General features: G+C 44.5%; 5 protein-coding genes, 10 tRNA genes and 1 rRNA gene. All 16 read left to right on the top strand.

The window, feature by feature from the left end; genetic code table 11:
- Positions 1-268 precede the first annotated feature (268 nt).
- The 16 genes from rrf (at position 269) to M3234_RS24710 (ending at position 6460) form a co-directional block, all read left to right on the top strand.
- Positions 269-385, top strand: a 5S ribosomal RNA gene (gene rrf, locus M3234_RS24785).
- An 11-nt stretch (positions 386-396) separates the two neighbouring features.
- Positions 397-471 (top strand) — tRNA-Asn (locus tag M3234_RS24780).
- A 26-nt stretch (positions 472-497) separates the two neighbouring features.
- Positions 498-570 (top strand) — tRNA-Thr (locus M3234_RS24775).
- A 14-nt stretch (positions 571-584) separates the two neighbouring features.
- Positions 585-659: transfer RNA gene (locus M3234_RS24770), tRNA-Glu, on the top strand.
- 5 nt (positions 660-664) lie between these two features.
- Positions 665-740 (top strand) — tRNA-Val (locus tag M3234_RS24765).
- Between the two features lie 15 nt (positions 741-755).
- Positions 756-831 (top strand) — tRNA-Thr (locus tag M3234_RS24760).
- Between the two features lie 8 nt (positions 832-839).
- Positions 840-924, top strand: a tRNA-Tyr gene (locus M3234_RS24755).
- Between the two features lie 46 nt (positions 925-970).
- Positions 971-1045: transfer RNA gene (locus M3234_RS24750), tRNA-Gln, on the top strand.
- 6 nt (positions 1046-1051) lie between these two features.
- Positions 1052-1124: transfer RNA gene (locus tag M3234_RS24745), tRNA-Lys, on the top strand.
- A gap of 51 nt (positions 1125-1175) precedes the next feature.
- Positions 1176-1250: transfer RNA gene (locus M3234_RS24740), tRNA-Gly, on the top strand.
- A gap of 5 nt (positions 1251-1255) precedes the next feature.
- Positions 1256-1331 (top strand) — tRNA-Ala (locus tag M3234_RS24735).
- Between the two features lie 605 nt (positions 1332-1936).
- Positions 1937-2836 carry an arginase gene (gene rocF / locus M3234_RS24730; protein WP_262307263.1) on the top strand — a complete coding sequence of 300 codons (900 nt, stop codon included), beginning with the start codon at positions 1937-1939 and terminating at the stop codon, positions 2834-2836.
- Positions 2837-3076: 240 nt separating this feature from the next.
- Complete coding sequence (gene sigW / locus M3234_RS24725; protein ID WP_262307258.1) at positions 3077-3640, top strand: RNA polymerase sigma factor SigW; 564 nt, start codon at positions 3077-3079, stop codon at positions 3638-3640.
- Between the two features lie 16 nt (positions 3641-3656).
- Positions 3657-4277 carry an anti-sigma factor family protein gene (locus M3234_RS24720; protein ID WP_262307257.1) on the top strand — a complete coding sequence of 207 codons (621 nt, stop codon included), beginning with the start codon at positions 3657-3659 and terminating at the stop codon, positions 4275-4277.
- Positions 4278-4413: 136 nt separating this feature from the next.
- On the top strand, positions 4414-5241 hold the full coding sequence (gene cdaA, locus M3234_RS24715) for a diadenylate cyclase CdaA (RefSeq protein ID WP_262307256.1): 828 nt from the start codon (positions 4414-4416) through the stop codon (positions 5239-5241).
- Positions 5234-6460, top strand: a complete 1227-nt coding sequence (locus tag M3234_RS24710) for a CdaR family protein (protein ID WP_262307255.1) — start codon at positions 5234-5236, stop codon at positions 6458-6460. Before cdaA ends, M3234_RS24710 begins: the two co-directional genes overlap by 8 nt.
- The last annotated feature ends 18 nt before the right edge of the window (positions 6461-6478 follow it).

The raw sequence follows: 6478 nt of genomic DNA, 5'->3' as shown, positions 1-6478 counted from the left end.
CGAGGACTTAACCAAATAGAAAAGCGGAGGCGACTGTTCAACTTCGAGAGACGTTGGAGGGCTGGCACTGCAAATCCCGGTTTTGGATTTGTAGGGACGGACCGAAACGGCCGAGAAGTTAGGAGCCAAAGCTAGACAAGTCATAATGATTATTCGGTTTACTTATACTTCTTCTGCATTATCTAGTTTTGAGGGAATGAAAAAAGTTTAAATTACCTCTTGAAAAATATAAAAAAGACATTATAATAAAAAAGTGTCTAATATATGGTCCGGCGGCAATGGCGAGAAGGTCACACCCGTTCCCATCCCGAACACGGAAGTTAAGCTTCTCAGCGCCGATGGTAGTTGGGGCGAAAGCCCCTGTGAGAGTAGGACGCTGCCGGGCACCATTATTATTCCGCAGTAGCTCAGTGGTAGAGCTATCGGCTGTTAACCGATCGGTCGTAGGTTCGAATCCTACCTGCGGAGCCATTTTGTTTTTACCAAAAAGCTAGTATGCTTCCATAGCTCAGTAGGTAGAGCACTTCCATGGTAAGGAAGAGGTCAGCGGTTCGAGCCCGCTTGGAAGCTTATTTGATTAAAAAGGCCCCTTGGTCAAGCGGTTAAGACACCGCCCTTTCACGGCGGTAACACGGGTTCGAATCCCGTAGGGGTCACCATTAACGGAGGATTAGCTCAGCTGGGAGAGCATCTGCCTTACAAGCAGAGGGTCGGCGGTTCGATCCCGTCATCCTCCACCATATAATTTCTATTATGCCGGCTTAGCTCAATTGGTAGAGCAACTGACTTGTAATCAGTAGGTTGAGGGTTCAAGTCCTTTAGCCGGCACCACTATTTCTGGTGGGGTAGCGAAGTGGCTAAACGCGGCGGACTGTAAATCCGCTCCCTCAGGGTTCGGCGGTTCGAATCCGTCCCCCACCACCACTTATATTTTTTCAAAAATTGGACATGCTAACTAGTATCCCATTATTGGGCTATAGCCAAGCGGTAAGGCAACGGACTTTGACTCCGTCATTCGTTGGTTCGAATCCAGCTAGCCCAGCCATTTAGTGAGCCATTAGCTCAGTCGGTAGAGCATCTGACTTTTAATCAGAGGGTCGAAGGTTCGAGTCCTTCATGGCTCATAATTATTGAAAACCCCGGGGTACTGCATCCTGGGGTTTTTTTATGAATTTGCGGAAGTAGTTCAGTGGTAGAACATCACCTTGCCAAGGTGGGGGTCGCGGGTTCGAATCCCGTCTTCCGCTCCATTTATGGGGCCTTAGCTCAGCTGGGAGAGCGCCTGCTTTGCACGCAGGAGGCCAGCGGTTCGATCCCGCTAGGCTCCACCATCTATTACATATCAAAAGTTCACCCTAAATCTTTGGAGATTTGGGGTTTTTTATTTTATTTGAGGTATATTGGCGGCAGCTTTAGTAGTTTTTTTGTTAATACTGTCGTTAATAGGGCCTCTTGGCAACACTTTCAAATGACTTTTAGGTAAAATTGTCGTCAATGCCACTTCTAAAAGACACTTTTTCCCTTGAACAGGTCAATTTTGTCTAATAGCCGGCCTCTCAAAGACAATTTACAGCTCACTAGGTTAATTTTGTCTAATAGCCGGCTTTCTAAAAGACACTTTGGAGCTCACTAAGCTAATTTTGTCTAATAGAAGCCTTCTAAAAGACACTTTGCCCCTAATGTTAGATGAAATGTCTAATAGACATAATCTAAAAGACAATTACGTTATTTTTAACCTGATCTTGTCCTTTACCATGGTTATAAAAACCATTTCCCTTTTCTAACCTCGATTAAGCTCGCACCAACCCCATAAACCCAAACCAAGATGTCACCTCTCCAACCGCATATATATACAAAATTTTGTCCAGTTGAGTCATTTGTTTGAAAGCGGTTAAAATAATGACATAGTAAATTTTGGGAGGAACCGATAACTATGATGAAAAAGAAGCTTTCTATTATTGGGATGCCGATGGACTTGGGGCAAATGCGCCGCGGCGTAGATATGGGGCCAAGCGCTATGCGGTATGCGGGAATCAATGAACGCCTTAAACCTTTATTTGTGGACATCCATGATATGGGCGACATTCCTATTGGGAGGCCGGAAGTCGTGGTAGATGAGGAATCAAACCTTAGAAATCTAGATTTAGTTGCTGAAAAAAATGCACGGCTTGCTGAGAAGGTGGATGAGGCCATTCAAACTGGCTCGTTTCCGCTCGTCTTAGGCGGAGACCACAGCATTGCAATTGGCACATTGGCAGGTGTCGCTAAACATTATAAGAATCTAGGTGTCATTTGGTACGATGCCCACGGCGACCTCAACACGGCTGAGACAAGCCCATCCGGCAACATTCACGGGATGCCGCTTGCTGTCAGCATTGGGTTGGGACATGAGAAACTCACAAAAATTGGTGGGTATTCACCTAAAATTAAACCGGAAAATGTAGTCATCATCGGTGCCCGTTCACTGGATGAAGGTGAAAGAATTTTAATAAAAGAACGAGGAATCAAGGTTTACACGATGCATGAAATTGACCGGATGGGTATGGCAAAGGTCATGGAAGAAACCATTGCCTACTTGGAGGAAAGAACCGATGGCGTCCATTTATCTCTAGATTTGGATGGTCTCGATCCAAGCGAGTGCCCGGGAGTCGGTACACCGGTCATGGGCGGTATCAGCTACCGCGAAAGTCATCTGGCCATGGAAATGCTAGAGGAAGCAAAACTGATTACCTCCGCTGAATTTGTCGAGGTCAATCCCATTCTTGATGAAAAAAATAAAACCGCATCCATTGCCGTAGGACTCATGGGCTCACTGTTTGGAGAAAAGCTTCTATAAAAGATAAAAACGCGTCCGCCCGGACCGCCGAATGAAGGGCAGCTGCAATTGCTTGCAGCTGCCCTTCATTTAGTTGAATGCAGCCTGAACTCTTAACGAAATCTTTACCAAATTTTTTAGCAATTATTAGTAAGAATTTGTTAAAATTAAAGGTATTGAACATTTTTTTCGTGGAAAACGAAACTTTTTTCGCTAACGATTCGTATTATCGGGTAGCAGCAATGGAGCTGAGGTTACTGAATGGAAGCTATTGTAAAAAAACGGATAAAACAAGTCATTAAAGGCGATCAGGATGCATTCGGGGAAATCGTCGAAATCTATAAAAACAGCGTTTATCATCTATGCTACAGAATGCTTGGCAACAGCCATGAAGCGGAGGATATTGCACAAGAGGCCTTTCTGCGCGCATATGTTAATATAAAATCATTTAACCAGGATTTAAAATTTTCGACCTGGCTTTTTCGAATTGCCACCAACCTTTGCATTGACCGGATTCGGAAAAAGAAACCGGATTATTATCTGGACGCGGAAGTAGCCGGAACAGAAGGATTGACGATGTATTCCCAGATCCCTTCGGACACAGAGCTTCCGGAGAAGGAACTGGAAAGCCTCGAGCTGCAGGAAACGGTTCAAAAAGAAATTTTGAAACTCCCCGAAAAATACCGATCAGCCATCGTATTAAAATATATTGAAGACTTATCCTTAAATGAAATCAGTGAAATTCTTGACTTGCCGCTCGGCACGGTCAAAACGAGAATTCACCGCGGGCGGGAAGCGTTACGACAACAATTAAGGTACGTATGATAAGAGGTGAATAAAGATGTGTCCAGAACAGATCATTGAACTAATGCATGAATACTTGGACGATGAAATTGACCCTGCTAAAGAACGAGCCCTAAGAGAACACCTCCGAGGCTGTAAAGATTGCGAAGCCCTTTTTAATGAACTGAAAAAGTCAATTGCCTTTGTAAAAAGCATGTCCCATATGCAGGCACCGGATGATTTTACCGCCAATGTTCTGGCCCGGCTGCCAAAGGAAAAGAAACAGGTCTTGATGGCGCGCTGGCTGAAAAATCATCCCATCATGTCTGCCGCTTCGCTTTTTGTCGTTCTGATGGCGGGAAGCCTGCTATCCACTTGGAACCACGAGCGGGAGTTTTCGGTATCCAAGCAGGAAAATTTGGTGGTCGAGAATAATACGGTCATTGTTCCGGAAGGCGAAGTCGTCAAAGGCGATGTGCTTGTCCGCAACGGGACATTAAGAATTGAGGGCGAAGTTCAGGGTGATGTTACAGTCATTAATGGTGAACAATACCTGGCCTCTGCAGGCCGCGTAACTGGCGAAATTGAGGAAGTGAACGAGGTGTTTGATTGGATTTGGTATCATATGAAAAGGACAGCCAAAGAGGTTGTCGGTGTATTTGATACCGAAACGAAATAAATGGCAAATCACTCTTAGCTGAGTGGTTTGCTTTTTTTGTACGGCAACATATAATGGGTACAAGGTATATTTGTGGTATAATGTATTGGCTATATTCTACATGGCTTTTTGAAGTATTAGGGACGGAGGAAAAACCATGCCGTTTGCTGATTGGACATTCTGGAAGTACATATCGAGTGCTGTTGATATTCTTCTTGTTTGGTACGTTATTTACAAGTTAATCAATATTATAAGAGGAACAAAGGCGGTTCAGCTCTTAAAAGGGATCCTTGTTATCCTAATGGTCCGGGTGCTCAGTGATTTTTTCAATCTGACCACCTTAAGTTGGATGATGGGTCAGGTCATCACCTATGGTTTTCTTGCCATCATTATCATTTTCCAGCCTGAACTTAGACGGGCGCTTGAGCAATTGGGCCGGGGCAAGTTCTTTTCAAGGAGTACGAGCCCGGATGATGAAGGGCAAGAGAAAACGGTCGAGGCTATACTTAAGTCAACTGATTATATGGCGAAACGCCGGATTGGCGCCCTGATTTCGATTGAACGGGAAACGGGAATGAGCGATTATATCGAAACGGGCATTCCGCTAAATTCGCATATATCATCCGAATTGTTGATCAATATTTTTATTCCGAATACGCCGCTTCATGACGGTGCCGTGATTATACAAAGAAATAACGTCGCAGCGGCGGCTTGCTACTTGCCATTGTCGGAAAGCCCATTTATCTCAAAGGAACTGGGAACAAGGCACCGGGCCGCACTTGGAATAAGCGAGGTAACCGACAGCATCACTGTTATTGTATCCGAAGAGACAGGGAACATCTCCCTAACTAAAAACGGGGAGCTTCACCGCGATTTAAAGGTCGATGGATTGAAGGAGTTACTTGTGAGTGAATTAATCGATACAGACAAAACGAAACAAGCTTCTTCAGCTCGTTGGAACTGGAGGGGGAAAACAAATGGATAAATGGATGGATAATCCCTGGTTTATTAAAATCCTGGCCTTGGTCCTGGCGGTATTGTTATATTCGTCGATAACCCTTCCCGGCGAAAAGGCAACAGATGAATACGTGCCGGGGGGAAATGCGACGGAAACGATTAAGAATATCCCGGTAAAGGTGTATTATGATACGAAAAACCTCGTTGTCTCAGGTGTTCCTGATACTGTAGATATTACGTTAAAGGGACCCATCACTCACGTTCAGACAGCTAAAGCCATGAAAAACTTCGAGGTGTATGTGAACTTGGCCGATGCCAAAATTGGCCGGCAAAAAGCAAAAATAGAGATAAGGAATTTATCCGATAAAATAAAGGCAACCATTAAACCTGACAGTGCCACTGTAACGGTTGAAGAGAAAATCACAAAAGAATTTAATGTCGAAGCAGAGTTTAATCAGGACTTAATTGGAGAAGGCTTTTCTGCCGGAAAGCCCGTAGTGGAGCCTAAAAAAGTGAAGGTTACTGGGGCGAAGAGCAAAATAGACCGGATTACGTATGTAAAAGCTGTCGTCGATGAAAGGGATAAACTGAAGGAAACGACGACGAAAGAAGCGACTGTCCAGGTTCTCGATAAGGGATTAAATAAATTAAACGTTGAGGTTGAGCCGGCAACCGTTAAAGTGACGATTCCGATAAAAGAGAACAGTAAAACAGTTCCAATCAACACAGTCAGAAAAGGCACCCCGCCAGAAGGCGTAACAATTGAATCCATTGATTTGGAAACAACAGAAGCCGTCATCACAGGGGACGAGGATGTGTTGAAAAATACGGAGAGCGTCAGAGTGGAAGTGGATGTCAGCAAAATAACCGCAAATACAACCCTGGATTTGCCGGTCATCATTTCCAATGGCATCACAAAGGTATCGCCACAGATGGTCAAGGTGAATGTGAAGGTGAATAGTCAGGGGGAGAAAACCGTTTCGGGAATCCCTGTAAAAATAAAAGGGTTGGCTGCGGAGTACAAGGCGGATATAAATGACCCGGCCAATGACTTAATTAACTTAGTCGTAAATGGCCCAAGCACTGCTGTAAATGGCCTGGGGCCGGGTGACTTTAATGTATACGTCGATTTATCCAATCTCGAGGCTGGCAGCCATGAAGTCAATATTCACGTCGAAGGTCCTGCCAATATTAACTGGAAACCTGATAAATCAACGGCAAAAGTAACAATAACAAACAATGCCTAAAATTGAAGCAAAACATGT

Origin of the sequence: Neobacillus niacini, assembly GCF_023715785.1 — a bacterium.
Taxonomy (GTDB): Bacteria; Bacillota; Bacilli; order Bacillales; family Cytobacillaceae; genus Neobacillus; species Neobacillus niacini_E.
Note: the sequence above shows the minus strand (reverse complement) of the source record. Positions and strands in the feature narration are given on the sequence as shown.

Excerpts from the sequence above, each read along its gene's own strand:
- M3234_RS24720 (WP_262307257.1), top strand. The coding sequence starts at position 3,657 with ATGTGTCCAGAACAGATCATTGAACTAATGCATGAATACTTGGACGAT.
- rocF (WP_262307263.1), top strand. The coding sequence starts at position 1,937 with ATGAAAAAGAAGCTTTCTATTATTGGGATGCCGATGGACTTGGGGCAA.
- M3234_RS24710 (WP_262307255.1), top strand. The coding sequence starts at position 5,234 with ATGGATAAATGGATGGATAATCCCTGGTTTATTAAAATCCTGGCCTTG.
- cdaA (WP_262307256.1), top strand. The coding sequence starts at position 4,414 with ATGCCGTTTGCTGATTGGACATTCTGGAAGTACATATCGAGTGCTGTT.
- sigW (WP_262307258.1), top strand. The coding sequence starts at position 3,077 with ATGGAAGCTATTGTAAAAAAACGGATAAAACAAGTCATTAAAGGCGAT.